Below are 26,988 nucleotides of genomic sequence, written 5' to 3'. Positions count from 1 at the left end.
TGTGGCGCAAATACCTTACGTCACATCGCCGCTATAATCGCTGCATTGCCTAAATTAGTTATTTAAAGAGACCGTTATGGGACATTGTACTCAGAGCCAATTTTTGCCACTCAACATTGCTGTTTTAACCTTGTCAGATACGCGTAGTCTTGACAACGACACTTCTGGGCAGTTTTTAGAAAGTGCGCTGCTAGAAGCAGGGCATAACTTGGCTGACCGTCAAATTATCAAAGATGATAAATATCAAATTCGTTCGGTGATCTCACAATGGGTCGCTTCAGAGAATGTGCAGGTGATTATCACCACAGGTGGCACTGGTTTTACCGAAAGAGATAATACTCCCGAAGCTGTAAAACCGCTTTTTGATCGAGATATCGAAGGATTTGGCGAACTGTTCCGTCACATTACCTATACCGAGCTAGGCACCTCCACAGTGCAATCACGTGCGTTAGGTGGTATTGCTAACAAAACGGCAATATTCTGCCTACCAGGCTCTACAGGAGCTTGTAAAACAGGTTGGAATAAAGTGCTCAAAGAGCAGCTTGATGCTACGCATCGACCATGTAATTTTGTGATGCACGTTAAGAAAATAATAGACTAACTTATAGATAATACGGTGCGCTCAGACAACGCATTGCAGAGCATACTGGCAATCTATTCCGTGTTTTGAAATATATTGATTAAGAAGGTTTTACTCTAATGACAAATGCTTTTACCCACATTAATGCGGATGGTAATGCGCACATGGTTGATGTAACTGATAAATCAGTCACTGAACGTGAAGCGAGAGCAGAAGCTTATATCGAGATGGCGAGTGACACGCTCGAAATGATCATGAGTGGTAGCCATCACAAAGGCGATGTGTTCGCGACCGCGCGTATTGCAGGCATTCAAGCTGCTAAGAAAACTTCCGACCTTATCCCGCTTTGCCACCCGTTGATGCTGACCAAAGTTGAGGTTGAACTCGAAGCTCAGCCAGAACACAACCGCGTTTGGATCCGCAGCCTATGTAAGTTGTCAGGTAAGACTGGTGTCGAGATGGAAGCATTAACTGCAGCCTCTACTGCTGCGTTAACCATATACGATATGTGTAAAGCGGTACAAAAAGATATGGTGATTTCTCAAGTTCGTCTACTTGAGAAACGTGGCGGTAAATCGGGTCACTTTAAGGTATAAATGAAATGATAAACGTACTGTTTTTTGCTCAAGTAAGAGAGTTGTTAGGCACTGCTAGCGTTAAAGTGGAAGCGGGCGAGCATACTCAAACAGCCGAAGGGCTGCGAGCGACACTAGCTGCTACCGATGATAAATGGGCCAAAGTGATGGCCTCGGACAAGTTACTTGTTGCTGTAAACCAAACTATCAGTCAGTGGGACACCGCCGTTGAGGATGGTGATGAAGTGGCTTTCTTTCCGCCAGTGACTGGAGGTTAAAATGATCCGCGTACAAACAACAGACTTTAGTGTTCCTGATGAATATCAACTGATTAGCCAAGATAATGGCGATGGTGCCGTAGTCACTTTTGTGGGTAAAGTGCGTGATTTTAATGATGGGAGTGCCGTTACCGATTTAACGCTTGAGCATTATCCAGGCATGACCGAATCGGTATTGAATCAAATAGAAGCACAGGCGCGTGAACGTTGGCCGCTGAACCATGTCACGATTATCCACCGCGTAGGTAAAATGGCGTTAGGAGAGCAGATTGTGTTTATTGGCGTGACCAGCGCCCATCGTAAAGCTGCTTTCGCCGCTTGTGAGTTTCTAATCGACTTTTTGAAAACCAAAGCGCCATTTTGGAAGCTTGAAGCGGGTGAAGAAGGTGCAAGTTGGGTAGAAGCGCGTGACAGCGACGAGCAAGCAGCTGATGTGTGGAATAAAAAATAGCTGACTATACCCATTCGGCTAAATACCTGTTAAATGAGTACTTGAAGTACAATGGGTATGAATAAAATTTGAGGGTGTTGCCTGATGAAGCTTAGGATTTTTTTACTATCGGCTTTAATGCCGTTGATGTTACTGAGTCAACAAGCTTTGGCAGCTGAAGATGTACCGGCTATTGCTGCAGCGTCAAGTATTAAGTTTGCCTTAGATGATGTCGCGAAACAGTTCCAGCAAGATACGGGGGCTAAAGTGCGAATCACCTATGGCTCATCTGGGAATTTCGTTGCACAGATAAAGCACGGTGCGCCGTTTGAGTTATTTCTATCTGCCGATGAACGCTACACCAACCAGTTGAGCAATGCAGGCCAAGCTCAAGGAGAGGGGGCTGTTTATGCCGTCGGCAAACTGGCCTTGGCGGCACCGAAGAACTCACCACTTGAACTGGATGAGCAACTCAATGGTGTGAAGCAGTTAATTAACAGTCAGCAGCTGAAACGTTTCGCTATTGCCAACCCCGAGCATGCGCCCTACGGTGAGCGAGCCGAAGAGGTGCTGAAAAACTTAAACTTATGGCAAGCCATTCAACCACAGCTCATTTTCGGTGAAAATGTTTCCCAAGCGGCGCAGTTTGCACTTAGTGGTTCAACCCAGGGCGGGTTAGTTGCTCTGTCTTTGGCATCCGCCGAAAGATTTAAACGCCGCGCCAATTATATTGTGATTCCACAATCTCTATACACACCGCTTAAACAGCGTATGGTATTGACGCTTAAGGCTGGTCAAACAGCGGAAAATTTCTATCACTATATTCAAACCGATAAAGCGCAGCATATTTTTGCTGAGTACGGTTTTGGCAAAGCGGATAACTAATGGATTGGGAAGCACTTTGGCTGTCGATTAAACTGAGTACGGTTACCGTGGTTATTTTAGTGCCGATGGCTATTTTGGCTGGGCGCTTTTTGGCTTATCGTCAATTTCGTGGAAAATCATGGGTAGAGGCGCTGGTGATGGTGCCGTTAGTGCTACCACCGACAGTCATCGGCTACTATTTGTTGGTGGGACTAGGCAGTGAGTCTTGGTTAGGGCAATTGCTAGAGCAGTTACTTGGTCATCAGCTGGTATTCCATTTTTCAGGGCTAGTCATAGCCTCTATTTTGGTAAATATTCCTTTCGCTATTCAACCTATTCAACGCGCTTTTGAAGCTGTGCCTGAAGATGTGCGTGATGCTGCTGCTTGTTGTGGTATGAGCCGTCTGAAAGTGTTGTTTAAAATAGAGCTACCTATGGTTTGGCCTGGTGTCCTGACGGCAATGGTGCTTTGTTTCTCCCATGTACTAGGCGAGTTTGGCGTGGTGCTGATGATGGGCGGTAATATTGCAGGCGAAACTAAAACTATTGCCATCTCTATATACGATAGTGTGCAGGCGTTTGATTTTGCCAGTGCGGGCAATATGTCATTAGTGCTATTGCTATTTGCGATTACAGTATTGGCGCTAACCACTAGTTTATCGCGACGCGTGGGAGGACAACATGTCTCAAGTCGTCGCTGATCTATACTGCCGGGTTAAACAAACAGAGCATATCAACCTTGACGCTGAATTTGTCTGTAAAGCGGGCGAGGTGCTTGCCGTTGTGGGTCCATCTGGTGGTGGGAAATCAACTTTGCTGCGAATGATTGCTGGCCTCAATAAGCCGCAATCGGGCGAAATTCGCTATGGCGACGTCAGCTGGTTTTGTGGTGATAAATCTATTCAACTCACTCCTCAGCAGCGGCATTTGGGCTATGTTCCACAACATTTTGGACTATTTCCGAATCTCACGGCTTTAGAGAATGTGATTGCAGCATTAGATCATATCCCAAAGTCTGAACGTGCGCCGAGAGCTAAAGATTGGCTTGAGCGAGTAAACTTGCATGGATTACCTGATAGATTGCCCGCCAACCTTTCTGGTGGTCAGCGACAACGTGTCGCCTTGGCGCGTGCATTGGCACGAGAGCCCTCTGTATTGCTACTTGATGAACCTTTCTCTGCCGTTGATAGGGAAACCCGAGAACGCTTGTATTTGGAACTTGCGCGTTTAAAGGAGCAGTTAGCGATTCCCGTAATAATGGTGACACATGATCTCAATGAAGCCTTGCTATTGGCTGATAGCATGATCTTGATAAGCCAAGGCAAAATGTTGCAACAGGGCTCACCTAGAGAGGTGCTGACAAGGCCACGTGATGAAGCGGTTGCTAAACAAATGGGACTGCGTAATATCTTTGATGCCCATGTGATAGCACAAGAAGAGGAGCGGCAGATTACTTGGCTAAAATTTGGTGAGCATCTGATTGCCAGCACCTATTTTGAAAGTTTAGATGTCGGTACCAAAGTCCGCTGGGTCATACCCAATCAGGGCGTTAGATTTAATTCGATTAAGCAAGGTAGGCTATGTCGCAGTTTTAACAAACTAGATATTACTATTGAATCTATGTTGATTATGGGCGAGACGGTAAGAGTGTTAGCAAGTGTTGTCGGAGTAAAGCATAAAATTAATGCTGAGGTGCCACTGCACCTAGCTAAAAAGCTGGAGCTTGTTGAAGGAGGGGAGACAACGGTAGCGTTGAAGTCTGAACTGATCCATATTTTGGAGCTTCAAGCTGAAGCAGAAAGCTAGTATTTGGCAAAATGAATGATCAAAGTTTAATCTTTACGTCACCTTGCTGTTATGTGGTTTTTTATAAGATGGACACCTAATCTTGACGGGGAGTTTATTCAGTGAAAAAAGCACTAACTGGTTCAATCATTTTATCTGCGGTATTAACCATGCCTGCAATGGCTGCTTATAATGCCCCAGGTGTAGCGGGTCATTCTTCGACCGCCGCTGATGCTGCTAAGGCAAAAGATGATACCCCCGTTGAGTTAACCGGTTATCTAGTCCAAAGTTTAGGTGATGAAAAATATCTATTTCGCGACGAAAGTGGTGATGTAGAAGTTGAAATTGATAATGCATTGTGGCGTGAAATGGACGTCTCTAGTGACACTAAGGTGACTTTGATTGGTGAAGTTGACGATGAATGGCAAGGCATTGAAATAGAAATTGACAGTATGCGTCTGGTTTCTCAATAATTCTTTATAGAAAGTGATTTAGCGTTTTAGTTTTCGGAGGAGCCATGGCTCGTTGGCTAGTTGGGTTGTTATTAGTATCAGGTAGTGCATTTGCAGGACAAGGTTTGTATCCGCTCATGTCGACCGGTGATTATCCATCGCCGATAGAGATGATGCAAAAGCTCGAACAGCTGCACCCTGGCGTGATCTCTGAATTTGAAGCCGAACTCAAAAATGGAGAGTTGGTCTATGAGTTTAAGGTGATCGATCCAGAGGCAAAAACGAAAATAGAGTATGAATACCGCACGCTAGATGGCAGCCTCAAGGAGCGCGAGGTTGAACGCTTGAAAAATGGCGACAACGACGAGCTTGCTGGCATTATGATGCTGAAAGAGAATGGAATCACATTCTCTGAGATGCTCACGATTGTTTGCAAAGACAGCGGCGGCCACTTAGTTAAAGCAGAGGTCGATAATGACCTTGGCATAAGCTACATAGAGTTAGAAATTTTAGAGGTTGATGGTAAACGTAAGTTAGCCTTCGACATGGAAAACAAGCAATTACTACCACTGCTCAAATGGGATTAAAGTATGAAAATACTCATGGTCGAAGACGACGCGACGACAGTTGAATATGTTGTAAAAGGATTTATAGAGCAGGGGCATAACATTGAAACCGCTACCGATGGTCATCAAGGATTGTTGCTAGCAACCAGCATGAAGTATGACTTAATCATATTAGACCGAATGTTACCTCAGCTCGATGGCCTTAAGTTATTAGCAGCGCTACGTGCAACTGGCAGCCAAACACCTGTTCTTATCTTATCGGCATTAAGCCATGTTGATGAGCGTGTTAAAGGCCTGCGTGCTGGTGGTGATGATTACATGACTAAGCCATTTGCGTTTTCAGAGCTGTTAGTGCGGGCAGAAAAATTGATGCAGCGCGGCGAATCTCAGCCAATGGTGACAGATTTAAGTGTTGGTCCACTGTCGATTGAATTGTTAACCCGTAAGGTGACCCTTGATGGGCAAGAGATCTTACTGCAACCGAAAGAGTTTCAGTTACTGAAATACCTGATGGAACATGAGAATCAAGTGATTAGCCGCACCTTGTTATTTGAAGCTGTGTGGGATTACCACTTTGACCCGCGTACTAACGTAATTGATGTGCATATTGCTAAGCTTAGACGTAAATTTGAAGAACTAGGCCACGGTGAGCTGATTGAAACTGTCCGAGGGGCAGGTTATCGCTTACGCCAAGGGCATTAAGCCCTACCAAAGTAGTGCGTGGCGCATTACTATTATTTTCTCTGCATTGGTGACTTTGATTATTGGCACCTTGCTTTTAGGCATGTACCGACAGTTGATTAATGAGCAAGAGTATCAACTGGATCTACACCTTGATGCAGAGAAAACCCGCTATCAACAGATGGCGCTCACGCTTGATAGACGCAGCTTTGCAACTCAAGTGCGCAGTGCCGATCCTAAAGTCGCCCTCATTGTGTGGCGCAACTCCTTTGATCTTATTGGTTCTCTAAGCATGATCCCAAATGACATGCCTATGCTACCTGCTAAGCGAGAGTTCCCGGTGTTTACCGGCGGACCTGATAAATTACACATTCTCACTGGCGGCATGGTGATGACTCGCTATGGCCCAGTGTTAATTGCGACGCGAGTCGACCAACTCGGTACCCTAATCGATAAGTTTACCAATGCAGCGATTACTGCATTGATGCTCACTGTGGTGCTAACTTTAGCGCTGGGTTACCTGTTTTCAAAGGCCATTTTGCGAAGGTTAGTGCAATACAACCGCTTAAGTGAACAGATAGAGCAGGGGCAATATTCAACTCGATTGCCGGTGAGTTGGCGTCAGGATGAGTTTGACATGTTGGCGCAGCAATTTAACAGAGTGCTGGACACCTTAGAAAAGAACTTAGCGGCCGTTCGTGGTGTGACCGACAATATTGCTCATGACCTGCGGACGCCACTGTCGCATTTGCGTATTGGCTTGGAGCAGTTACCAGACAAGCCACAAGAGGAGCTAGCTGAGGGGTGCGCCATTATTACCGAAGAGTTAGATCACTGTTTGGCAACGTTTGACGCTATGCTGTCTCTGACGCGTATTGAAGAGGGGCAACAGACCTTGGAACTACAGTCATTGAGCTTACAAAATATCAGCCGAGATCTGTTTGAGATGGCTGAGGCGATGGCAGAGTTTAACGGCCAGTCACTAAAATTGATGACGGGGGAAGAGTTTAAAGTTAGTGGCGACAAGTATCTGCTATTTCAAGCGCTATTTAATTTAGTCGATAATGCCATTAAATACTCCGGTGAAGGGGCTGAGATTGTTATCTCACAGAATCGTAATGTGATATCTATTCAAGATAATGGGCCAGGGATCCCTGTTGGTTCTCGCGATAAAGTGTTTGAGCGCTTAGTGCGCTTAGACCCAAGCAGACATCACAAAGGTACAGGCTTAGGTTTATCTATGGTGAAGGCGATTCTGTCGCGGCATAATGCTAAAATAGCCTTAATGGATAACCAGCCGGGATTAAAAGTACTGATTACTTTTTGATACCCGAGCATCTTGGTTGTTAAATTGCTCACGCCTGTTTGTGGAATTCTTATGTACCAAATCATTGCCGATGAAGCTGATTTTATCGTTATTTGTAAGTCAGCTAATATCCATTTCCACAGTCAAGATGGCTCCGCTGGTGTGGTTGCTCAGGCGGAGCTCGATCTAGGGATTAAGTTATATTCAGTACACAGATTAGATACCATGACCTCTGGTTTACTGATCCTTGCTAAGTCTTCGGCTGTTGCAGCGGAGTTTACTCGTCAATTTAGCGAACATAAGGTGCAAAAGTACTACTTAGCGCTAGCAAAGGGTAAACCCAAAAAGAAACAAGGTTGGGTGATTGGCGATATGGCCAAATCTCGGCGCAGTATGCATAAATTATTGCGCAGCATGGATAACCCCGCTAAAACACAATTCTTCTCTCACTCTGTTGGCGATGGCTTGCGCCTCTATCTGCTCAAACCTTTAAGCGGTAAAACCCACCAACTACGTGTAGCATTAGCCAGTATTGGGGTTCCTATTTTGGGCGATGAACTTTATGGCGGTGATGCGTCTGACAGAGGTTATCTGCATGCCTACAGCCTAAACTTCAGCTATAAAGCACAAGCCTATCAATACAGTGTCGCCCCGCCTTCAGGCGTTGCTTTTAACAGCCAAGCGGTGATTGAGCAGCTACAGCACTGGCAATCCCCCGAGCAGCTAACTTGGCCTAAGGTAAAGTAGTTTCAAGTTTGCTGGCAATCTCGCTTAAGGAATATCTAAGCTTCTGCATTCACAATCTAGCAGATAGCGCGTAATATAGTCGCCGCTAAATACTGTTGTTATAGTGTCTAACTGGCGTATAACTAACCCTTTTCTGTTTAAACATGAGTAGATAATTGTGCATACACGAGCCATATATCCAGGAACATTTGATCCCGTTACTAATGGTCACGCTGATCTGATTGAGCGTGCGGCTAAATTATTTAAGCATGTGGTTATCGGCATTGCGCTTAACCCATCTAAAAAGCCGCGCTTTACGCTTGATGAGCGCATTGAACTGCTTAAGACGGTCACTGCTCATTTGGATAATGTCGAGGTGGTTGGTTTTAGCGGGCTGCTGGTGGATTTTGCCAAAGAGCAGCAAGCAAGTGTGTTAGTTCGAGGCCTTAGAGCGGTTTCTGATTTTGAGTATGAATTCCAGTTAGCCAACATGAATCGCCGTCTTAGCCCTGATTTAGAAAGTGTATTTTTGACCCCAGCAGAAGAAAACTCTTTTATTTCATCGACTTTAGTTAAAGAGGTTGCCCATCATGGTGGTGACGTCAGTCAGTTTGTCCATATTAAAGTCGCTAATGCACTAATGAAGAAAGAACAGGGTTAATCAGCAAATATGAGAAAATACGCATCATCACTCGGTATGAAGTCACTCGGTATTAAGCTGCTGGCACTTTTGAGTTTATGTAGTTCGGCGATGTTAAGTGCGGCGCCATGGGTTGATACTTCTGATATTTACTTAAGAGCGGATATTCAAGCATTGGCAGATGCTGGAGTCATTACCGTGCCAGTAAATACCTATCCGTTAATGTGGTCCGGTATAGGTGCTGATCTTGCCAAAGCGGAACCTTCAACTTTGTCCCCTGCGTTAGTAGATGCTTATTCTCGTGTCAATTTTAACTATCGTAATGCGGTTGAGAATCGCGGTAATACTCGTATTAAGCTTGCTGCAGCAAGCGATCCTGCTCGTTTCCAACATTTTGGTTCGGACTATCGTGAGCAGGGAGAAGCTAACGCTTCCTATGAATACTTAGGTGATAGATTTGCCTATAAAGTATCGGCTTCGGCTAATTATGATCCGGTAGATGAAGAAGAGTTTCGTTTTGATGACTCTTATCTCGCCATGGCGATGGGTAATTGGATGGTGACGCTAGGTGCTGTTGAACAGTGGTGGGGGCCAGGGTTTGACTCTTCATTGCATAAATCCAACAACGCCAGACCCATGCCATCATTAATGTTAAGCCGCAATAATGCTCAAGCATTTGAAACGCCATGGCTATCATGGATTGGTCCGTGGAACTTTACCGCCGGTGTCAGCATGATGGAGGAGGAACGGGCTGTTCCCAATACTCTGTTGTGGAATCTACGTGGCTCTATCCGTCCATTTAGACAGTTAGAGATTGGTGTTTCTTGGACAACGCAATTTTGTGGTGACGGCCAAGAGTGTTCATTTGAGAGTGCCTTTAAATCGATTACTGGACAGAAAGATTGCCGTAATGAAGAAGCCTTAGGAGGTTGTACCAACTACGGTAACCAGATGGCCGGCTATGATATCCGCTTTAGCGATACTTGGTATAATGTGCCATTTGGCCTTTATTATGAAAGAACCTGTGAAGACTCAAAAGGGTCAATGCCATGGGATATCGTAGACTGCGGCTCGATGTTTGGTGCTGACAGCCGTTTTAACTTCGACGGTCAGCAGTACAAATTATTCTTTGAGTACACAGATACCATGGTCTTTTGCCAGGAAGATGCCAATGCTTTTAACTGTTTTTATGAGCACTCAACCTATCAAAGTGGTTCACGCTACTACGGCCGTTCGCTTGGTAGTACCTATGACAGCGATGCTAAAGTCTATGTGTTAGGTTTAATTGGACAATATGCCAATAGCAAAGGCTTTACCTCGTTGCTGCGCTACGCTCAGCTTAATAATGATGGCAAGACGCCAAGCTCTCCATGGGCGCCACAGCCACCTAAAGAAGACTTGCTGATGCTAGAGCTGAGTTACCGCATGCCTATGTGGAAAGGGATGATGAGCGTTGGTGGGACCGTGTCACAATCTGAATTTGAAACTGAAGAAAATGATACCGATGCCACTGTGTTTGGTACCTATGAATACCGTTTCTAACAGCCCTTTTCTCGCTTCACAGAGATAACAGGTGAATATTAAGCTGTTCGTCAGGCTCGTTGGACTGCTATTTATGGCTATATTGGTGGCTGTGACCGTTCAGCAAGGCTTTTTTCAGCGCTTGAGTGATAGTCAGTGGGTGGCTGATTATGTCGCAGATAATGGCTCCCGCGCTGTGGCTGAACTGGTATTGATGGGGGCTTTTTTCTCCTGTATTGCTGGGCCAAGGCAAGTACTGGCGTTTGTTTTTGGCTATGCCTTGGGTGGTGTGCAGGGCGCTATCTTTGCCACTATCGCGGCGCTGCTGGGCTGTATCATCCTATTTTACTTTTCCCGCTTTGTATTTCGCGAACAGATTAAACGCCGCTTTGAGAAGAAACTTACTAAATTAGAAGCGCTTATTATCCACAAAACTTGGCTTAAAGCCTTGATGATCCGTTTATTGCCTCTAGGCAGTAATTACATCACCAACCTGCTTGCGGGAACCACCTGTGTTAGCCCGTGGCAGTTTTTTGTGGGTAGCGGTATTGGCTTTTTACCGCAGATGTTCATCTTTAGTTTTGCCGGAGCGGGCGTTAGCCTGAGCGACGAGCATCATCTGCAGGTGAGCGTAGCGCTATTTGCAATAGCGCTAGCAATAGGCATCTACCTTTATCGCACTCGATTAGGCAAGCAGCTTATAAAAGCTGGCGATTAACGCTGTTGGCAGATGCTACAAAATACAGTGGCTCGCTGGCCTAAACGTATTTCACTGAGTAACTGACCGCAATGAGTACAAGTATCACCACCTCGACCATATACATGTAGCTTTTGGGCGAAGTAGCCCGGTTTCCCCTCGGCGTTGGTGAAATCTTTCAAGGTGGTGCCGCCTTGCTTAATCGCTCGGGCAAGGATCTGTTTTACCTCTGCAACTAATATGCTAATGCGCTCAGCATCGACCTTACCCGCCTCTGCTTGTGGGTGAATACCCGCTGCAAATAGCGCCTCATTGGCATAAATATTACCGACCCCAACTACGATATGATTGTCCATCAAGCACAGTTTTATCGCCTTCTTTTTGTTTGCTAAAGCGCTCAACAGATAGCTGCTGTTGAATGCGCTTTCTAACGGCTCGGGTCCTAACTTAGCTAATAGTGGGTGAGCCTGTTCTGGTAGCTCGTTCCAGAGCCATGCACCAAAACGTCGTGGATCGTTGTAACGTAATATTTTTCCGCTAGCGAGTACCAAATCGATGTGGTCATGTTTTTCAACTGGGCTGTTTATAGGCAAGATCCGCAAACTTCCTGACATGCCAAGATGGACAATTGTCGTGCCAGCATCAGTATCTATCAGTAAGTACTTTGCACGGCGTCGCACTGCTCTAATCGTTTGGCCGATTATCTGTTTAGCAATATCAGGCACAGGCCAGCGCAGTGAAGGGTTGCGAATGATTAAATCCGTCACCCTGTTATCAATTAAATAAGGAGAAACTCCTTGCTTGGTGACTTCTACTTCGGGGAGTTCCGGCATTGTTTAATCTCTTATTCATTTAGGCTGTGGGCTACAGAAAATGGCTTAGTTAACTTTGGCTCGAATAATGGGTGCTAATTGTTCTCGTAAACTGGCCGGTATAAGGTACCAGTTACCTGTTGGTGACTTTAATAAGCCTTGGTTATCAAACAGGATCCAAAGTAGTGCAGTATCAATATCGGCAATTTGGATCACCACTTCCTGTGGTTCGCCTTCGGTTTGTGGTTGCTCGGTCAAAGCCGAAATATGCAGCTGTTCCCATGCGTTAGCCCATTCTAGGCAGTTAAGCACTTCTTCGCTGCATTGCCAGCCAGATTGACGTTTTTGCAGCCAATGGTCGCCAAGTTGCAGCTGTGACAGCGGCGCTGATTGATCGAAAAGAGCCTGCGTCTGCATGGTTGGTTGGTGGCGATTGTCTTCAATGACAGTGAGGACTGAGATCATTAAGATAGATGCCAGAATAATAATGGTATTCCACTTTTTGCGGGAAAAGGCCATAGGGATATAATTCAAAAGGTTACTTAACTATTAAGTGTATCTGCAAGTTGGGTGAACCACAAATTTCGGATGGTGGTGGCCATTGGGTACTTTTTAATCAAACTTCGTTTGACGAATGCATCAGGCTTCGCCTGACTAAAGTCGTGAGCTTCCTGCTCACACTCGGCCAAAAGGGGATCAACAGCAATCCCCTCTTGGATCACCTCTGCCGCCCCGACGAAGTTGTTGATCCTCAGCCATTTTCGAAAATCGCTATCGCCTCATATTCGCCATCCCTGGCTCACCTGAGGCTATCTCGGCATCCATGTCTCGCTTACGCAATTTGTCTTCAATGACTTCGGCAACTTCGATGGGAGAGCTGATGTTTTCTGTGATTTGTGAGTGGATGTCGATTTCACTCTTTCTATGGCTAACCTTGAGCTCATTGAAGTCACTATTGCTCGATTCCAGCAATAGATAGTAAGGTGATCAATAAAGCTAGATCATATACCCAAGGTAGAACTATTGGGGTTGCTGGCATAAAATACACTGGCGGCTGCACATCAATTTCAGTCAACTATCGAGACAAAAATATGATTGTAGAAAGTGTACTTCCTGAATATTACGCAGAAATGCTTGCTGTTTGGGAAAACTCAGTCCGAGCCACTCATGATTTTATTACAGAAGAAGATATTGAGTTTTTTAAACCAATAATTATCGAACAAGCCTTTCCTGCAGTAACACTGCGGTGCATTAAAAGCGAAAGCGGTTCAATCCTTGGTTTTGTAGGTGTTCACGATGCCAAGGTTGAGATGCTATTTGTATTAAATGAAGCTAGAGGCTTAGGCGTTGGTACAGCGTTATTGCAATATGCTATTGAGCAATTAGCCGCTGCCAAGGTTGATGTTAATGAGCAAAATCCGCTTGCAGTAGGCTTTTACCAGCATATGGGGTTTAAAGTTATTTCGCGCTCACCAATCGATGATATGGGTAAACCGTTTCCGATTCTGCATATGGAGCTATAGGCTCGATACATTGTAGCCAAATTTGTTAGAAGAAACGCCCAAAGCTAATAACTTTGGGCGTTTCCGTATCTGATGTTGGTATATCATTGAGCATGATATTTGGGCATCCATGCCTCGCTCACGCAATTTGTTTTCAATGACTTCGGTAACGCCAATGGGGGAACTGGTGTTTTCTGTGGCTTTTGAGTTGATGTTGTTGTTCGTCTGGCTCGCTAATCCATTTTACTTTTTTCAAAGTATAGTCACTTAATAGTCATCAGATGTTTGAGTAACGAGACTTTTGCTCGTTTTTCTTAACCTACCAGGCTACGCCTGACTTATAAGTCAGACTTCGTCTAACAACTAAGGTCGTGGGATTCCATCCCACACCAGGGCAAAAGGGGGGCAACAGCTTCCCCCTCTTGCATCTCCCGAGCCGCCCCGACAAAGTTACATGCATTAAGTACAGGCCTCATACTCCATTAAAAATCGCCTAACGGCTCAGATGGGACATCCATGTACGCCCGAGCCTGAATCATCATCCATGATGGTTCTACGGCATTTTTATCTGCGTACTTCGGCAACTTCGATGGGGAATTGGTGTGTATTGTTAGTACAGAGTTTTTCGTTAGGTTTTTTGTTTTTAATTAGTGAAGCCTAAGTCTAAATGCTTTTCCAACCCGGTGTAGATGCGGCTGCGGCCTTTGGTGGCATGGATGCCATCGTAGAGCGGTCATGGCCAATTCTGTTCCATACAGAATTTGGCATTTCCTCCATCCTTGGAGGTCAGATGTGCTTGCAGCGAGCCCCTGTAGCGTCTGCACATACGGTCGTTCATTTACATCCATGTGATCACGACATTCTAGCATCCTGCTCATCACCTGCCGCAGGCAATTGGAACCACTGTTATCTGACATTACTCATTCGTTTCCAAAACGACTTTTGTTTAACTTTTAGATTAGTGCTGAATCAATCGTGGGGTATCAACCAGTCAAATAAACAAAACCCGACGCTTTTGACGTCGGGTTTTATGTTTAAACTCATTGAAACGGCCAAACACTTACGGCTAATACAAACACCATCAGCGGCATAACCGTTCAAGAACGCCTAACCACCTGTGGCATTCATAAACCTTAAGATCTGGGTTTCGCCGTTGGGATCGAAGTGGTGCTCTTTTGGTTTGTGCTTAATACCATCTAAAATGGCGGTTTTTAACTTTTCTATGTCACCTGGGAATTTGCGTACAATCGCTTTTAAATCGACGGAGTTTTCGTTACCAAGACATAACAGCAAACGCCCTTCAACCGTGACGCGAACGCGGTTGCATTCATGGTAGAAGTTGTTGCTGTTCACTTTTGCCTAAATTGAGCGTTACAGCATTTAAGGCTCTTTTAAATATTATTACTCTCTTCATAAAGTTTATAGAAATTTTTCATTATTTTGGCGAGGAACTTATCATCGGAGTATTTGTAATATACCGAAATGTTTATTCTGATAGAGATGTTTTAATGAGAATTATTCACTTGATATATATATATTCTCAACTACTCTGGTTCCCGCTGCTGAATACTGCGGTTCGAAGTTGTAGGTATTCGTTGGTATAAGGCAAGAAGATATTCATTAAATATTAAAAGGAAGATTAATATGTTGAGTAATAAGGTTCTCACATTAAATGAAGTAAAGTCCGTCTATGGTGGTAATGGTGGGAACGACGGAGACCGTGGCGAGGCTGGAAGCCCTGGTATATGGGATGACTTCTGGGACCATATGGACAAAATTGATCAAAGGGCCAGTGAAACTAGAAATGGATATGTAACAGGTGGAACCAAAGAAATGCCTACTTGTGAAAGGCCTTAGATGACGGTATTAGGGTTGTCTAGCGATAGCCCTAATTTAATAGGTCGCCATAAGAGTGAGTAAATATGAGGGCGTTAAAACTAAATTTTGTTATTGTAATGTTTTTTATTACTCATGTGCTAATTTTAAGATGGAACGATCACTTCTCTAACTTTAAATCGTTACAACATTACCCGATAATGTTTTTGTTTCTGTTTTTGATTTTACTGGTGATTCTTTTGGTAGCGTTTAGAGATATAAAACTTAAAGCACTAAGTTTAGCTTTGCTATATTTAATTGGTTATACTTATTTACTTAAAACGGAGCACTTTTTTCTTTTTGGTTACGCTATTAGTGATGTACAAGGGCGTTCAATGGAACCAGTTTTAAACTCTGGCGACCGTTTGATATACAAGATAAGAGAGGGAGATGCTATAGAAAGAGGTGATATCGTTACCACAACCGTTAAAAAACTGCATGAGGAAGGAAATATAGGTATCATTAAAGCTGTTGCAGGAGTTCCTGGTGATAATATTTTTGTTTGCGATTATGAGGTGTTTATCAATGGTGATTCTTTTTACAATGAATATAAGCCACTCTCCGATTGTTTGCATATCGAAAAAATTCAGCTGACAGATAAATCATATTATTTATTAGGATATAATAAGTATAACAGCCATGATTCTAGATATTTTGGTCCCGTTAAGCTGTCCCAAATTGAACTTTTTTTAGCTTATAAAGTATCCGAAGAGTCTGCTGTTACTTACTTTTAGTAGAGCTACTACATAATGTTACCACTATATAAAAATTAACGAGCAACCCCTAATGCGCTATCGTAATCTATTATAGATGTGAGCGTCAGCAACTGAGTTGTGTACCTGCCGAATTTTAGTTCGATTATTATTGCAGAAAGGCAGAGTTTTTATAATCCTTCTCCTGATTAACGATGAGGCGCCTCCTGTAAGTAACCAGAGTGTGGCAGATAGCCCAATGGTAAACTGAGGTATGACTTCCACTCATCCATGTGTAAAAGTGAGCTGAAAACTAGATAAACAAAACCCGACGCTTTTGACGTCAGGTTTTATGTTTAAACTCATTGAAACGGCCATACACTAACGGCGAATAAAAACACCTAAAGCGACATTGCCATTCAGCAATGGTTATCCACCAGTGGCATTCATAAACCTTAAGATCTGGGTTTCGCCGTTGGGATCGAAGTGGTGCTCTTTTGGTTTGTGCTTAATACCATCTAAAATGGCGGTTTTTAACTTTTCTATGTCTCCTGGGAATTCACGTACAATCGCTTTTAAATCGACGGAGTTCTCGTTGCCTAAACAAAGCAATAAGCGTCCTTCAACCGTTACGCGCACGCGGTTACATTCATGGCAGAAGTTGTTGCTGTGAGGCGAGATAAAACCAACATGAATATCGCTGCCCGGCATAGTGTAGTAACGTGCAGGGCCACCGGTGCGGCGATTAGATCTGTTCAGCTGGTAGCGCTCGCGAATTAACGCCTTGATCTCTTCACTACTGCAATGACGGCTGCGTTTCCGCTCATCAATAACACCTAAAGGCATCTCTTCGATAAAAGCGATATCGAGTTCGCGTTCGCGGCAAAATTCAATGAGATCTAATACTTCATCATCATTTTGGCCACGCAGAATTACTGCATTCACTTTAATCTTCTTAAAACCTGCAGCGCGGGCGGCGTCTATACCTGCAATAACTCGATCAACTTTGCCGTTGCGGGTCAGGCTGGTGAACAGATCCGGTTTTAGCGTGTCTAGGCTGATATTGAGCCTGTTAAGCCCTGAGTCATGCATCTCGTGTGCAAAGCGGGTTAACCGTGAACCGTTGGTGGTCATCGACAGCTCTTCAAGTCCCGGTAGTTTACCAAGCAGTTTAACTAACTGATCGCAGTCAGTACGTACTAGCGGCTCGCCACCCGTTAAGCGAATCTTCTTTACCCCTAACTCAGTAAAGGCTTGGCCAACCCAGGCTAGCTCTTCAAGACTAAGTACATGCTCTTTACTTAAGAAGCACGGATCTTCGCTCATGCAATACACACAACGAAAATCACAGCGGTCTGTGACTGACAGCCGTAGGTACTCGACTGTGCGGCCAAAGTTATCAACAATCAAACTCATACTACTTACCTATATGACCTTTATAGAAGGTCGGCAAAAGGTTGGATATAAACTGTGTCACCTGGTTGTAACTGATCATCTTTTTCACCTATCACGATGAGGCAGTTTCCTTTTACCATAGAGCTAAGCATCCCTGAGCCTTGAGCACCTGTTGTGGTTACATGTAACTTACCATCCGCTGCTAGATGGTATACTCCGCGCATAAACTCGGTACGACCGACTCGGCTGCGCAGTGGTTTATCTGTGGTTGCTGGCACCATCGTCGGTGTCCAGTTTTGCTCGCCTGCAAGCTTGCGAATGGCAGGTTGTACAAATTGCAGGAACGACACCATCACTGCAACTGGATTGCCCGGTAGCCCGAAGAACAAGCTGTTATCGATTTGGCCAAATGCCAGCGGACGACCCGGGCGCATGTTAATCCGCCAGAAGTTAATCTGACCCACCTGCTCGAGTACCGTTTTGATGTAGTCGGCATCGCCGACCGATACACCACCTGAACTGATCACAATATCAGCTTGTTTCGCTGCATTTTTAAGTGCATCAGCTAGCGCAGCTTCTGAATCTTGAATAATGCCCAGATCGATGACTTCACAACCAAGCTTTTTGGCCATCGACTTGATGGTGTAACGGTTGGAATCGAAAATGCAGTTAGGCTTCAATGGCTCGCCTGGCTGGCAAACTTCATCACCTGTTGAGAACACCGCAACAGTTGGACGTTTAAAGACGGAGAGTTCACCAAAACCAAGAGATGCAAGCAGACCTTGCTCTGCAGCGTGTAGGCGAGTATTGGCGGCAAGCGCAGTGGCGCCTTGGGCAATATCTTCACCCGCCTGTCTGACGTGTTGACCTACAGCCATCTCGCCTTCGAAGCTCACTTGGCCATCTTGTTCGTTAGCCAGTTCGCGTAATTGCACAGTATCTGCGCCAGCAGGCACAGGAGCGCCTGTCATGATGCGTACTGCTTCGCCTGCTTGAATGGTGCCTGCATAAGCGTGGCCAGCCATCACTTCGCCAACCATCTTATACGCTTGGTCGTCAGTAGCGAGTTTAAAGGCGTAGCCGTCCATCGCCGAGTTAGTGTGCTGGGGCACGTTAACGGGTGAGATCGCATCACTTGCGAGTACTCTATTTTCCAGCTCATCTAGTGCAACGGTTTCAGTCGAGGTAACAGGACTAACGTAAGAGAGAATTTTATCAATCCCTTGGCGTACCGACAGAGTCGTGCTGTTATCGAGTTCGCAACCACAGCTTGGCGCCATTGGTAGGTCGATAGGGCACGGCTTCCAGTTCGCTATGTAGTCACAGACGTAATCGACTATCTGCGGCACATTATTAATATTTAGACGTCTTAGCTCAGCTGGTAGCTCGGTATCATCGCAACAAGCAATCGCTTGAATGTTGTCGTCATGGGTATGGATGAACGGTTTCCCATGGGCAGCGCGGTGCAATTCAATTTTTGGCAGTTCGAGCTTTTTAAAGCCTTCAACCAAGACGATATCGACTTTGTCAGCTTCAATCTGATTTAACAGGTGAGGCAGCTCTGGGTCAGAGTCGCGTGCATCTTCAGTCATTAACGCCCAACGAACATGAGAGGCGACTAGCATCTGCTTGGCACCTGCTTTACGCATCTCAAAACTGTCTTTGCCTGGAATATCGACATCAAAATTATGATGAGCGTGCTTGATAACAGCGAGGCGAATACCACGGCGGTTAAGCTCTGGAATCAATTGCTTTAATAAAGTGGTTTTGCCTGTGCCGCTGTAGGCACAAAATCCGAGAACGGGAATAGGTAACGGATTAGTAAAAGGTATGCTCATTTACACCTCAGGTTATTCTTTTCGTTGGCGATAGCTTCGCTAAGTTGCTGCTTCTGTTCTGGCGTATTGACGTTAATAAAGGCATTCGGTTGGTCGCTGAAATCAGTCACTATGTAATTGTGCTTGGCGTACCAAAAATCGATTTTTCGTTCGCCAGCATCTAAAAATGCTTTCATTGATGCCCGTAAACTCGGCTTTAATAGCATCACTACGGGTTGTTCGCGTTTACCATCGCTTGCAACTGCAAGCTCTGCATCTGCTGTAGTCAACTGCGCCAGCATTCTGTTTACTAAATCACGCGGTAACAACGGACAATCGCAAGGCACGACCATTAAATAGTCTGCTTGTGTGTGACTCATCGCTGTGATCATTCCTGCTAAGGGTCCAAGGTAACCGCTGTCTTGATCACTGATGACCTCAAAGCCGAATTCAGAATACACCTTTTGATTACGGTTTGCGTTGATCAGGATCTCCTTAACTTGAGGATTTATCCTGTCAATTGCATGTTTTATCATCGGCTGGCTTTCTAATTCAACTAAGCCTTTATCGTTGCCACCCATACGTCTGGCCATACCGCCGGCGAGGATCACTGCATCGATCGTTATCGTCATCACTTCTTCCTGTTATTAGGGGCTTACTTAACAATAGCAATCATACTCCGACGCGCAGCAACTTAATGCTGACGAGGTAGCAAATTTAGTACAGCTATTAGGCCATATTGTTGAGCATATTTGGATTAATATGAACTGCTAATGTAGGTGGTGCTTCAGGCACCTTATTATTACTGCTTATTTTATTGTTATCGATAAGCCATACATGGTCGCATATTTGGGTCAGCATACACGACTGATGACTACTAATTATCATGCCTGTACCCTGTTTTTTAAGGTCGGCGACCATCTGCAAGACTAAGTGTTGCGAGTGCTTATCCATATTTGATGTCGGCTCATCGAGCATCATTAGCTTAGGCTCGACAATCCAAGCGCGTGCGATTGCCAACCTTTGTCGCTCACCACCCGATAAACTTGAGGCAGATTGGTCTAACAAGTGACCTAATTGCGCCATCTCAATCGCTTGCTCAGTGCGAGTGTTAAGTTTGACTTTATCGTTATCTGAGAATGCTTTTGCGTAGGCTAGATTGTAAAGCACTGTGCCATCAAATAGGTAAGGGTGTTGATGCAGATAAAGTGCCTTACCGACGATGGAGTTACTGCGCCACCAAGGAGCTAATGAGTAGCCAATTGCTTGCACTTGCCCTTGAGTTGGCTTAATCAATCCCGCCAGTAATTTCATTAATGTGGTCTTGCCACAGCCATTATCACCTTGTAGGTGGATAACTTGGTTTTGTGAAAATATCAGTTCAGCAGCGCTGAATAGATGTTTATCACCAAATCGCATCTCAAGATCTTGTGCAATAATTTTTGCCATGCTGATTAATGACTCCTCGGCTCAGCTTTGCCTCTTAGGGTACCTAAGGCAAAGTTTAGCACTAGTGCTAATACTAGCAGGACTAGACCAAGCGCTATGGCTTGGGCAAAGTCACCTTTACTGGTTTCTAGGGCGATAGCTGTTGGGATATTTCGAGTTACACCGGCGATGTTACCGCCGACCATCATCGAACAACCCACTTCAGTCAGAATGCGACTAAATGCTGCGATTATCGCTAACAATAGTGGCACTTTTAGTTCGCGGCAGACTGCCCAGATTGCGTTATACCATGGCGCGCCTAGCGTGCGAGAGGTTTCCCAAGCGCGGCGGTCAACGCTGGTGAATGCGGCTTGGCTCATGGCGACAAGTACAGGTGCACAGATCATCATCTGCCCTAAAATCATGCCTTTTTGGGTGAATAACCATTTAAGATCGCCAAGTGGTCCCATACGAGTGAGCAGCAGGTAGACCAATAGCCCGATGACAACAGTGGGTACAGATTGCAGGGTTTGAATCAGGTTGGTGATAAGCCAGCGGCCACGGAAGCGAGAAAAAGCCAGCAGAAAACCGAGTACCATTGAGGGCAGCAAGGTGATAGCTAACGCTGCAAATGATACTGAAAAAGATACCGATATAATGGACCAGACTTCTGGATCCAATGAAAACAGCAGGCTTAACGCCTGCTGTGTTAGGGCTAACCAGCCTTCATTCATTCGCTATAAGTTGCCTTGAACAATTGTTCTCCCTGAACTTTGTAGTTATTGATCATCCCTTGCGCCTCTGCGCTGATCAACCAATCACTTAATGCTTTAGCCCCTTTGTGGTTTAAATCAGGGTATTTCTCAGCATTAATCAACATAATTTGATAAGGGTTAGCCAATGCTTTGCCACCATCAAAATCTACTGCTAGGTCAATCTTACCTGAGTAGGCAACAAAAGTACCACGGTCAGAAAGTGTATAACCTTGTAATTCGTTTGCCATTAATAGTGTTTTGCCCATGCCTTGGCCAACAGAAGTATAGCCCGCAAAATCAGGCTTAACATCGGCTTTATTCCAAAGAATAAGCTCTTTCATATTGGTGCCTGAATTGTCACCACGAGAAATGAAAGGCGCACCCGATTTAGCTATTTTGGCAAATGCAGCTTCGGCTGAATCACTCGGGCGAATTTTAGCTGGGTCATTTTTTGGACCTAAGATAACAAAGTCGTTTTCCATTATCCCACGTGGAAGTCTGCCATAACCTTCTGAAACGAACTTAGCTTCAGCCGCTGGTGCGTGAGTCATTACTACATCAACGTCACCTTGGCGAGCAAGTTTAAGGGCTTTACCAGTCCCTGTTGCAATTACCTGAACTTTATAACCTGTTTCGGCTTCGAAGGTAGGTAAAAGGTTCTTCAACAAGCCTGAGTTTTCAGTACTGGTTGTGGTTGCTAGCTTAATAACTTCATTGGCTTGAACAGGCATTCCAACAAATAATGCAGCAGTCACAGCAAGACCAATAACGCGTTTAAGGTTTAACATTTTTACTCCTTGGCAAATATAAATGGGTTGCTCTATACCTGAGTACCCACTGAAAAGTGAAATCACTTGTGTAAACAAGAGCAAGTTTGATGCCATTTATATTTTCTAGGATTTTGTATCACACCAGTCGCCTAAGTGTGAGCTTGATCCCATGCTTATCAAAAAGCATTCAGACAATATGTCCCAATGCTGCTAAACCGTGGTTCATAGTGACCTATTTCCAGCCGTTAGGTGGTAGACTTTGTTCATTATGAGTCAAAATGTCCTGTTTAAGACAAGATGAGCCAGAGAGTAAATACTATGAAGCCAATTCCTTCCGCTGTATCAGTACTAATTGTCGACGATGAACCTGGTATGCGCAGCTTTTTGAAAAAGGCGCTGGCAAAGAAGTTTGCGTTGGTGGAAATCGCTTCCAGTGTTGAGGATGCAGAACAGTTACGCTCACGCTGTCACTTTGACCTGCTTATTGTGGATATTCGCTTACCTGGGCGTTCGGGCATTGAATGGCACGAAGCACTCAATGATCAAGAGCGACGATCTGACATCATCTTTATGACAGGTTATGCCGATATGGATGTGGCAATAAAAGCTCTGCGCGCAGGGGCATCCGATTTTATTATGAAGCCGTTCCATCTAGAGCAGATGATGAAAGCCGTTGATCGCTGCATTGAGCGTCGCTTGCTAAAGCGAGAAAACTTAATGCTTCGCCGCGAAGTTTCTTTTAATCAATCCTCTACCATTATTGGCCAGAGCGATGCGATGACCGAAGTGAAAGATGTGATTGCTCGCGTGGCGCCAACCAATGCCGTGGTATTGATTGAAGGTGAGTCAGGCACTGGTAAAGAACTGGTCGCCAGACAGCTGCATACATTAAGCGGTCGCCAAGGGCCATTTGTGGCAGTTAACTGTGGTGCCATCGCCCCAGAGTTACTAGAAAGTGAGTTATTTGGTCACTCCGCCGGTTCCTTTACCGGCGCAAAAGGTAATCGCGAAGGTTTGTTTAGTTTTGCTTCGGGTGGCACTATTTTCCTCGATGAGATTGGTGAAATGCCGCTAAAAATGCAGACGGCGTTACTGCGAGTGTTAGAGCAAAGAACCATTAGACCTGTGGGCAGTGAGAAAGAGATTAATATTGATGTCCGGGTGCTGGCAGCGACTAACCGCAAGTTATCTGAGGAGGTTGAAGAAGGCAACTTTAGGCGTGATCTATACTACCGCCTCAACGTGCTTGATATTGTGATCCCCCCACTGCGTGATAGACCTGAAGATATCGTAGAGCTGACTCATCACTTTACCTGTCAGCTAGCCTCAGAGCTTGGCGTTAAAGAGGTGGTATGGAGCCATGAGGATATGCTTAAACTGCAGCAGCATGAGTGGCCAGGTAATATCCGTGAGCTGCGAAATATGATTGAACGCTGTATATTGCTCGGCAAGCCACCGGCAGAGTACTGGAAAGCGCAGCCTAAAGCAGAGATGGTGGCTGAATCTGGTTACCCGCTGCAGTGGGCGTTAAAAGATGTTGAACGCGACCATGTGACTCGAGTTGTCGATATACATGGCGGTAATAAATCTGCTGCAGCAAGAGATCTTGGTGTATCGCGTAAAACGCTAGACCGCAAGTATAAAGAGTGGTTTGGCGGTGAAAAGAATATTGAAGAATAAGCCATTGGGCAGGAGAGTTTAGGTGTCATTTTTTTCCAATATATTTGGTGTTAGTTGGCAGCAGATGCAGGCTAAGGTGCGTTATCGCATTCTTATTCTCACCCTGCTCCCGATATTGTTAACACTCGTCAGCCTAGTGTTTATTACCATTTATTGGAATATCAGTTACACCGGCAAACAGCTGTTTATGAAAGTGAAAGCTGACTTAACTGTTGCCAATAACACCTTGGATTCAGTGCAAACGATTCAAGAAAAACGACTTGAGTTGGTGATGCAGTCGTGGAATTTTCAAAATGAGTTTAGAGAGTTAGATCCTAAAGCACGTGTAACAAGGAAAACGTTGCAGCAGCAGTTAGCACTGACCAAAACCGAGTTAGATCTCGATTTTCTGCGCCTGATCACCGTAGCAGAGGCTGCTGCTGACCCTGATTTACGGCAGATGTTGCCACACATTGTGGATGACCAGCCATTTTCAGGTTTGATGGTGTTATCGCCAAGTCGATTGTCTCGTATCGATCCTGCGTTAGCTGAGCGAGCAAAAGTGACCGTGATGAAAACACAACGGGCACAGGAACCAAGCAAAGTAGACGAGAAACGCGGCTTGTTGAGTCGTTCGTTACTGCCCATTCCTGATGCTAATGGCCATGTAGCTTGGTATCTTGATGGGGGGATCTTATTGAATCGAGATACACGCATCGTCGATCATATTCGCGATCTGGTTTATGACAAAGGAACCCTGCCAGAGCGTTCTATTGGTACGGTGACTATTTTCCTCGATAACATTCGCATCAGTACCAACGTACCACTGCACTTTTTCCCTAAAGATGATGATAAACGTGGCCGAGCGCTCGGGAGTCTAGTGTCTTCTGAGGTGCGCGAAAAAGTCTTGAACCAAGGGTTGTTGTGGGTCGATCGTGCTTTTGTATTCAATGATTGGTTTATCTCCGCTTACGCGCCTTTAGAAGATGTGCAGGGTAAGCGTATTGGTATGATTTATACTGGTTTTTCTGAATCACCGTTTATCCATAACTACCTGTTGAATATCATTGAGCTCGGTACCATCTTGATGCTGGTATTACTGGTTTCAGGCTGGTTGGTGTATCGCGGTGCCTATAGTTTATTGCAACCAATTGAACGTATTCACCATGTAGTAAAAGCGGTGCAATCGGGACGGAATTTACGCATCGGTTCGTTAGGGCTTGATAGCGGCAATGAGTTGTCTAATCTTGCTGAGCAGTTTGATCGTATGCTGGATCTGCTGCAGCGACGTAACACTCAAATTCAGGCCGCCGCAGAACAACTTGAGGTTAAAGTTGAAGAGCGTACTCGCAGTTTGCAGGAAAAAACCGAAGAACTGCAAGCTAACGTGGCTTTGCTTAATGAGACTCGTCAGCAGCTTGTAATCAATGAAAAGTTAACAGCACTCGGTGAATTGACCGCGGGTATCGCTCATGAGATCAACAATCCAACTGCGGTGATCCTCGGTAATATGGAGCTACTGAAATATGAGTTGGGGGATAATGCCGATGTTGTCGAAGAGGAGATTGAGCTTGTCATCCAACAGGTCGGTCGCATTAGCACCATCATCCGTAGTCTATTGCAGTATAGCCGCCCAGGAGAGTTCAACGCACCACTAGAGATGCACCAAATTACGCCGATTATCGAGGAGATGTTAGTGCTCGTTCGTCATTCGATACAGAAGCAAGAAGTGGTACTAAATCAAGAGCTCAATGCAAGCTACCCAATTCAGGTGAATCGACCACAACTATTGCAGGTGCTGATTAACATTGTTGTTAATGCCGCTCACGCTATTGATGATAAAGGACGGATCTGGATCCGCACCTATGACTGGGTACAAAGAGGCGAACCAATAGGGGTAAAGATTGAGATAGAGGATGAAGGTAAAGGGATCCCGGAAGAGGAGCTTAACCGTATTTTCGATCCATTCTACACCACTCGTAAGGATGGGACTGGTCTGGGCTTATCTTTAAGCTACGGTATCATCAAACGTATCGGTGGCACTATTGATGTGACCTCTACAGTTGGTAAGGGCAGTATGTTTACTATTGGTCTTTACCACACCGCAGTTGAAGCACAAACCGATACTCCTTACGAAGGGCTGCAGTTCCATGGTAGTGCGGATGATAAGCACTAGCTAGACTTAATAGATAACTCAACATAATACCAATGGCATTAAAATTTTGACCATTCAGCGTGAATTCAAAACGCTGCAGGCAAGTAGTAGGATTTGAGCTAATAGTTATTCTCGGCTCTGGCATCCTGCTTCGCTCTCGATAATTGCTCCTGCATTATTCTACCTTCGACCATCCTTGGTCTCGTACCTCCTAAATCTGACCGCCAAGGAGGGCCGGAATGTCTTATTTTGTATGGAACAAAATAGACCATTTAGTTGCATATTCAAATCCCATAGCAAAGCATATAGCGTTTTGCCCATTTGTTTAACCTCTGCCGCACTACGTGAGACCCACAGTCTTTCGACTTCTGCTTTGCATTGGCTTAAAAGGGAATACCATTTCTTTACCAATGCGCTTTGAATTGAAAAGACAGAGGGGCTCTGAACTGCTCAAATACTTAATGCAATTGGTATAACAAGCCAGAACTTACCTTCTGGCTTTTTTATACTCGTCTAGCTAAAGATGATCGTTTCAGGGGCATTAACTCGAGACGGTTAGGAATTTTAGGCAAAAAAAAAGCCAGAATAAAATTCTGGCTATAAAGAGTGTGTGTGAGCAATGTCGTGCAAAACCCGTCGCAATAAATTAATGCTAAATAAGCAGTTATCTAGTGCTCTTGGTAAAAAACTCAAACTTGCAGGAGATGAGATGCCTTTAAGTTTTGATGAGTTCTGGAACGCATGTAAATAATAATCATTATCATTTGGTTGTGCAAGCTTTTATTTGAAGAATGCTAAAATTAGTTGACTAAAATGGTGTGTTATTTTATTAATTCCTTTTATTACAGTAGCTTAATTGGAATTGATTATTTATAACAACAAGATTAATTGTGGTGGTAAATTACAGGCAAAAAAAAGCCGGGGAAAAATCCCGGCCACTTAAGAGTGTGTGAGCAATGTCGTGCTTAATAAAACTCGTTAGCCATTAAAGATGATGAGAACTTTAACAATTAACTTGAGTTCTGGA

Annotated in this window: 28 protein-coding genes and 1 pseudogene; 20 read left to right on the top strand and 9 right to left on the bottom strand. The window is 44.8% G+C overall.

What is annotated here, in order from left to right:
• The first annotated feature begins 76 nt into the window (after positions 1 to 76).
• From moaB to SWP_RS22095, 15 genes are all read left to right on the top strand, one after another.
• Positions 77 to 601 carry a molybdenum cofactor biosynthesis protein B gene (gene moaB / locus SWP_RS22165; protein WP_020914951.1) on the top strand — a complete coding sequence of 175 codons (525 nt, stop codon included), beginning with the start codon at positions 77 to 79 and terminating at the stop codon, positions 599 to 601.
• A gap of 143 nt (positions 602 to 744) precedes the next feature.
• Positions 745 to 1,176 carry a cyclic pyranopterin monophosphate synthase MoaC gene (moaC, locus tag SWP_RS22160; protein ID WP_420804956.1) on the top strand — a complete coding sequence of 144 codons (432 nt, stop codon included), beginning with the start codon at positions 745 to 747 and terminating at the stop codon, positions 1,174 to 1,176.
• A 5-nt stretch (positions 1,177 to 1,181) separates the two neighbouring features.
• Positions 1,182 to 1,433 carry a molybdopterin synthase sulfur carrier subunit gene (moaD, locus tag SWP_RS22155; protein ID WP_020914949.1) on the top strand — a complete coding sequence of 84 codons (252 nt, stop codon included), beginning with the start codon at positions 1,182 to 1,184 and terminating at the stop codon, positions 1,431 to 1,433.
• Position 1,434: 1 nt separating this feature from the next.
• On the top strand, positions 1,435 to 1,884 hold the full coding sequence (gene moaE / locus SWP_RS22150) for a molybdopterin synthase catalytic subunit MoaE (RefSeq protein WP_020914948.1): 450 nt from the start codon (positions 1,435 to 1,437) through the stop codon (positions 1,882 to 1,884).
• Positions 1,885 to 1,968: 84 nt separating this feature from the next.
• Entirely contained in the window at positions 1,969 to 2,748 is a 780-nt protein-coding gene (gene modA / locus SWP_RS22145; protein WP_020914947.1) for a molybdate ABC transporter substrate-binding protein, read from the top strand.
• The gene (gene modB, locus SWP_RS22140; RefSeq protein ID WP_020914946.1) at positions 2,748 to 3,428 is read left to right on the top strand and encodes a molybdate ABC transporter permease subunit; all 681 of its coding nucleotides are present in this window, start codon (positions 2,748 to 2,750) and stop codon (positions 3,426 to 3,428) included. The genes modA and modB overlap by 1 nt, the downstream gene beginning before the upstream one ends.
• Positions 3,409 to 4,533: an ABC transporter ATP-binding protein gene (locus SWP_RS22135; protein ID WP_020914945.1), complete on the top strand. Its 1,125-nt coding sequence runs from the start codon at positions 3,409 to 3,411 to the stop codon at positions 4,531 to 4,533. Before modB ends, SWP_RS22135 begins: the two co-directional genes overlap by 20 nt.
• Before the next feature lie 101 nt (positions 4,534 to 4,634).
• Positions 4,635 to 4,985: a NirD/YgiW/YdeI family stress tolerance protein gene (locus SWP_RS22130; RefSeq protein ID WP_020914944.1), complete on the top strand. Its 351-nt coding sequence runs from the start codon at positions 4,635 to 4,637 to the stop codon at positions 4,983 to 4,985.
• 44 nt (positions 4,986 to 5,029) lie between these two features.
• Positions 5,030 to 5,551, top strand: coding sequence for a hypothetical protein (locus SWP_RS22125; protein ID WP_020914943.1), 522 nt, complete (start codon positions 5,030 to 5,032; stop codon positions 5,549 to 5,551).
• Positions 5,552 to 5,554: 3 nt separating this feature from the next.
• Positions 5,555 to 6,232 carry a response regulator transcription factor gene (locus tag SWP_RS22120; protein ID WP_020914942.1) on the top strand — a complete coding sequence of 226 codons (678 nt, stop codon included), beginning with the start codon at positions 5,555 to 5,557 and terminating at the stop codon, positions 6,230 to 6,232.
• A gap of 49 nt (positions 6,233 to 6,281) precedes the next feature.
• Positions 6,282 to 7,538 carry a sensor histidine kinase gene (locus tag SWP_RS22115; RefSeq protein ID WP_044556593.1) on the top strand — a complete coding sequence of 419 codons (1,257 nt, stop codon included), beginning with the start codon at positions 6,282 to 6,284 and terminating at the stop codon, positions 7,536 to 7,538.
• Between the two features lie 51 nt (positions 7,539 to 7,589).
• A complete protein-coding gene (locus tag SWP_RS22110) occupies positions 7,590 to 8,264 on the top strand; it encodes a TIGR01621 family pseudouridine synthase (RefSeq protein ID WP_044556191.1) in 675 nt (224 codons plus the stop codon).
• Between the two features lie 157 nt (positions 8,265 to 8,421).
• On the top strand, positions 8,422 to 8,904 hold the full coding sequence (coaD, locus tag SWP_RS22105) for a pantetheine-phosphate adenylyltransferase (protein WP_020914939.1): 483 nt from the start codon (positions 8,422 to 8,424) through the stop codon (positions 8,902 to 8,904).
• A 36-nt stretch (positions 8,905 to 8,940) separates the two neighbouring features.
• Positions 8,941 to 10,425, top strand: a complete 1,485-nt coding sequence (locus SWP_RS22100) for a capsule assembly Wzi family protein (RefSeq protein ID WP_020914938.1) — start codon at positions 8,941 to 8,943, stop codon at positions 10,423 to 10,425.
• 31 nt (positions 10,426 to 10,456) lie between these two features.
• Positions 10,457 to 11,122 (top strand): TVP38/TMEM64 family protein, encoded by a 666-nt coding sequence (locus SWP_RS22095; protein WP_338057148.1) that lies wholly within the window; start codon positions 10,457 to 10,459, stop codon positions 11,120 to 11,122.
• Here SWP_RS22095 and mutM read toward each other — a convergent pair.
• The gene (mutM, locus tag SWP_RS22090) at positions 11,119 to 11,934 is read right to left on the bottom strand and encodes a bifunctional DNA-formamidopyrimidine glycosylase/DNA-(apurinic or apyrimidinic site) lyase (protein WP_020914936.1); all 816 of its coding nucleotides are present in this window, start codon (positions 11,932 to 11,934) and stop codon (positions 11,119 to 11,121) included. The genes SWP_RS22095 and mutM overlap by 4 nt on opposite strands.
• A gap of 45 nt (positions 11,935 to 11,979) precedes the next feature.
• A complete protein-coding gene (locus SWP_RS22085) occupies positions 11,980 to 12,432 on the bottom strand; it encodes a hypothetical protein (protein ID WP_044556189.1) in 453 nt (150 codons plus the stop codon).
• Positions 12,433 to 13,004: 572 nt separating this feature from the next.
• Between SWP_RS22085 and SWP_RS22075 the strand changes: the two genes are divergently transcribed.
• Positions 13,005 to 13,436, top strand: a complete 432-nt coding sequence (locus SWP_RS22075) for a GNAT family N-acetyltransferase (RefSeq protein WP_020914931.1) — start codon at positions 13,005 to 13,007, stop codon at positions 13,434 to 13,436.
• Between the two features lie 1,086 nt (positions 13,437 to 14,522).
• Here the strand turns inward: SWP_RS22075 and SWP_RS22065 are convergent.
• A pseudogene (locus tag SWP_RS22065) lies at positions 14,523 to 14,765 on the bottom strand (GTP 3',8-cyclase MoaA); the annotation flags it as partial.
• Between the two features lie 572 nt (positions 14,766 to 15,337).
• Here SWP_RS22065 and lepB point away from each other — a divergent pair.
• Positions 15,338 to 16,024 (top strand): signal peptidase I, encoded by a 687-nt coding sequence (lepB, locus tag SWP_RS22055; protein ID WP_020914929.1) that lies wholly within the window; start codon positions 15,338 to 15,340, stop codon positions 16,022 to 16,024.
• Between the two features lie 387 nt (positions 16,025 to 16,411).
• Here the strand turns inward: lepB and moaA are convergent, their stop codons facing one another.
• The 6 genes from moaA to SWP_RS22025 all read right to left on the bottom strand — a co-directional run bounded on the left by moaA (position 16,412) and on the right by SWP_RS22025 (position 22,165).
• Positions 16,412 to 17,398 carry a GTP 3',8-cyclase MoaA gene (gene moaA, locus SWP_RS22050; RefSeq protein ID WP_020914928.1) on the bottom strand — a complete coding sequence of 329 codons (987 nt, stop codon included), beginning with the start codon at positions 17,396 to 17,398 and terminating at the stop codon, positions 16,412 to 16,414.
• Between the two features lie 20 nt (positions 17,399 to 17,418).
• The gene (locus tag SWP_RS22045) at positions 17,419 to 19,215 is read right to left on the bottom strand and encodes a bifunctional molybdopterin-guanine dinucleotide biosynthesis adaptor protein MobB/molybdopterin molybdotransferase MoeA (RefSeq protein WP_020914927.1); all 1,797 of its coding nucleotides are present in this window, start codon (positions 19,213 to 19,215) and stop codon (positions 17,419 to 17,421) included.
• Positions 19,212 to 19,826, bottom strand: a complete 615-nt coding sequence (gene mobA / locus SWP_RS22040; RefSeq protein WP_020914926.1) for a molybdenum cofactor guanylyltransferase MobA — start codon at positions 19,824 to 19,826, stop codon at positions 19,212 to 19,214. The genes SWP_RS22045 and mobA overlap by 4 nt, the downstream gene beginning before the upstream one ends.
• A 97-nt stretch (positions 19,827 to 19,923) precedes the next feature.
• Entirely contained in the window at positions 19,924 to 20,649 is a 726-nt protein-coding gene (locus SWP_RS22035) for an ATP-binding cassette domain-containing protein (protein WP_044556186.1), read from the bottom strand.
• Positions 20,649 to 21,356 (bottom strand): ABC transporter permease, encoded by a 708-nt coding sequence (locus SWP_RS22030; RefSeq protein ID WP_020914924.1) that lies wholly within the window; start codon positions 21,354 to 21,356, stop codon positions 20,649 to 20,651. Before SWP_RS22030 ends, SWP_RS22035 begins: the two co-directional genes overlap by 1 nt.
• Entirely contained in the window at positions 21,353 to 22,165 is an 813-nt protein-coding gene (locus tag SWP_RS22025; RefSeq protein WP_020914923.1) for an ABC transporter substrate-binding protein, read from the bottom strand. The genes SWP_RS22030 and SWP_RS22025 overlap by 4 nt, the downstream gene beginning before the upstream one ends.
• Positions 22,166 to 22,444: 279 nt before the next feature.
• Between SWP_RS22025 and SWP_RS22020 the strand changes: the two genes are divergently transcribed.
• The 3 genes from SWP_RS22020 to SWP_RS24685 all read left to right on the top strand — a co-directional run bounded on the left by SWP_RS22020 (position 22,445) and on the right by SWP_RS24685 (position 26,712).
• Complete coding sequence (locus SWP_RS22020) at positions 22,445 to 23,827, top strand: sigma-54-dependent transcriptional regulator (RefSeq protein ID WP_044556185.1); 1,383 nt, start codon at positions 22,445 to 22,447, stop codon at positions 23,825 to 23,827.
• A gap of 22 nt (positions 23,828 to 23,849) precedes the next feature.
• The gene (locus SWP_RS22015) at positions 23,850 to 25,982 is read left to right on the top strand and encodes a sensor histidine kinase (RefSeq protein WP_044556184.1); all 2,133 of its coding nucleotides are present in this window, start codon (positions 23,850 to 23,852) and stop codon (positions 25,980 to 25,982) included.
• Positions 25,983 to 26,580: 598 nt separating this feature from the next.
• On the top strand, positions 26,581 to 26,712 hold the full coding sequence (locus SWP_RS24685) for a hypothetical protein (protein ID WP_020914920.1): 132 nt from the start codon (positions 26,581 to 26,583) through the stop codon (positions 26,710 to 26,712).
• Positions 26,713 to 26,988: the final 276 nt, after the last annotated feature.

The sequence above is a fragment of the Shewanella piezotolerans WP3 genome (genome assembly GCF_000014885.1).
GTDB classification, from domain to species: Bacteria; Pseudomonadota; Gammaproteobacteria; order Enterobacterales; family Shewanellaceae; genus Shewanella; species Shewanella piezotolerans.
This window is presented reverse-complemented; position numbering and strand designations above follow the sequence as displayed.

Coding starts and splice junctions, on each gene's coding strand:
- moaB (WP_020914951.1), top strand. CDS start 77: ATGGGACATTGTACTCAGAGCCAATTTTTGCCACTCAACATTGCTGTT.
- moaC (WP_420804956.1), top strand. CDS start 745: ATGGTTGATGTAACTGATAAATCAGTCACTGAACGTGAAGCGAGAGCA.
- moaD (WP_020914949.1), top strand. CDS start 1,182: ATGATAAACGTACTGTTTTTTGCTCAAGTAAGAGAGTTGTTAGGCACT.
- moaE (WP_020914948.1), top strand. CDS start 1,435: ATGATCCGCGTACAAACAACAGACTTTAGTGTTCCTGATGAATATCAA.
- modA (WP_020914947.1), top strand. CDS start 1,969: ATGAAGCTTAGGATTTTTTTACTATCGGCTTTAATGCCGTTGATGTTA.
- modB (WP_020914946.1), top strand. CDS start 2,748: ATGGATTGGGAAGCACTTTGGCTGTCGATTAAACTGAGTACGGTTACC.
- SWP_RS22135 (WP_020914945.1), top strand. CDS start 3,409: ATGTCTCAAGTCGTCGCTGATCTATACTGCCGGGTTAAACAAACAGAG.
- SWP_RS22125 (WP_020914943.1), top strand. CDS start 5,030: ATGGCTCGTTGGCTAGTTGGGTTGTTATTAGTATCAGGTAGTGCATTT.
- SWP_RS22120 (WP_020914942.1), top strand. CDS start 5,555: ATGAAAATACTCATGGTCGAAGACGACGCGACGACAGTTGAATATGTT.
- SWP_RS22110 (WP_044556191.1), top strand. CDS start 7,590: ATGTACCAAATCATTGCCGATGAAGCTGATTTTATCGTTATTTGTAAG.
- SWP_RS22100 (WP_020914938.1), top strand. CDS start 8,941: ATGAAGTCACTCGGTATTAAGCTGCTGGCACTTTTGAGTTTATGTAGT.
- mutM (WP_020914936.1), bottom strand. CDS start 11,934: ATGCCGGAACTCCCCGAAGTAGAAGTCACCAAGCAAGGAGTTTCTCCT.
- SWP_RS22085 (WP_044556189.1), bottom strand. CDS start 12,432: ATGGCCTTTTCCCGCAAAAAGTGGAATACCATTATTATTCTGGCATCT.
- SWP_RS22075 (WP_020914931.1), top strand. CDS start 13,005: ATGATTGTAGAAAGTGTACTTCCTGAATATTACGCAGAAATGCTTGCT.
- lepB (WP_020914929.1), top strand. CDS start 15,338: ATGAGGGCGTTAAAACTAAATTTTGTTATTGTAATGTTTTTTATTACT.
- moaA (WP_020914928.1), bottom strand. CDS start 17,398: ATGAGTTTGATTGTTGATAACTTTGGCCGCACAGTCGAGTACCTACGG.
- SWP_RS22045 (WP_020914927.1), bottom strand. CDS start 19,215: ATGAGCATACCTTTTACTAATCCGTTACCTATTCCCGTTCTCGGATTT.
- mobA (WP_020914926.1), bottom strand. CDS start 19,826: ATGACGATAACGATCGATGCAGTGATCCTCGCCGGCGGTATGGCCAGA.
- SWP_RS22030 (WP_020914924.1), bottom strand. CDS start 21,356: ATGAATGAAGGCTGGTTAGCCCTAACACAGCAGGCGTTAAGCCTGCTG.
- SWP_RS22025 (WP_020914923.1), bottom strand. CDS start 22,165: ATGTTAAACCTTAAACGCGTTATTGGTCTTGCTGTGACTGCTGCATTA.
- SWP_RS22020 (WP_044556185.1), top strand. CDS start 22,445: ATGAGCCAGAGAGTAAATACTATGAAGCCAATTCCTTCCGCTGTATCA.
- SWP_RS24685 (WP_020914920.1), top strand. CDS start 26,581: ATGTCGTGCAAAACCCGTCGCAATAAATTAATGCTAAATAAGCAGTTA.